At 42.8% G+C, this 1,003-nt stretch carries 1 protein-coding gene; it reads right to left on the reverse strand.

Annotation, left to right across the window (positions count from 1 at the left end):
* Nucleotides 1–677: 677 nt before the first annotated feature.
* Nucleotides 678–1,003 (reverse strand): GNAT family N-acetyltransferase (locus QUB30_RS33730; protein WP_333342740.1); only part of this gene is annotated, 326 nt, incomplete at its 5' end.

Raw genomic sequence — 1,003 nt, forward strand, 5'->3', positions numbered from 1 at the left:
GTTTTCTGCCACGTCATAGGAACGTCCTTCAAAACGAATGTGAACCATTACCGATACCTCCTAGAGCAATTTTGGATGTTGGATTGGTAGCTTATCTGCTCTCGACTTTGGCTTTTTGTGAGACTTAGCAAATTGCCAGTATCGGTAAAGATTCACGAAATCTGACAATCTTTACTGAAAGAAGCGCCGTTCTAAATGATAAGCTTGTTTGACCTTGCGGATTTCCTCAGCCTTTTTGGTAGATTCAAATTTGGCAGAGCTTGTCTGTTTTGAATCCGCATGAAATTCATTGAAATTAGACTGATTTCCTACAGCATCTGACTCTGGTCGAGTCAGTTTGTAACCGAACAGTCTCGTATAAAGTAACAACATGACAATCGAGTCTGTATTGCAAGACTTTCAAATTGATGTTCCTTGAAATTTTGATCGTTTATTCAGTTGTCAAGGTTCAGAATTTGCACGGAAAATACAGGTTTTTGCTTGTCCTGTGCTTTCCCTACTTTTATACTACAGACGTAATACAGGATTGTCAAGGGGGTCGGAAAAGTTTTTTAGATAAAACTTACACGAGTGGCGAGAAACCCGGTTTTTTCACGAAAATATTTCGTTGCAACCCGCAGATTCGGTAAAAAACCCGGTTTCTTGGGTGGGAGCCCGATCGCGAACTGTAACATGGATTAAATATCCTTAACATAGGAAATACTGTCGCGAATATTGTGGAAGCCGACAGATTCGTAAAGTCGCAAGGCACCTGATGAATTTTCAGCATCGACGCCGAGAATAGCAGTAGCGACACCTGCAGCTTTCAGTCGATGCAAACCAGCGAGCAACATCGCTCGTCCCAATCCCATTTTGCGGAAGCCGCGCCTAGTGCCGAGACAAGCAATCCAGCCTTCATTGCGCCCGGTACGATCGCACTCTTGCATACTAATCTCGCAGTAACAAAAACTGACAAATGTGCCGTCATCAGCAACAGCAATCAAGTCTAAATCATTTCTGTAAT

This window comes from Microcoleus sp. BROC3, assembly GCF_036702515.1.
Lineage (GTDB): Bacteria > Cyanobacteriota > Cyanobacteriia > Cyanobacteriales > Microcoleaceae > Microcoleus.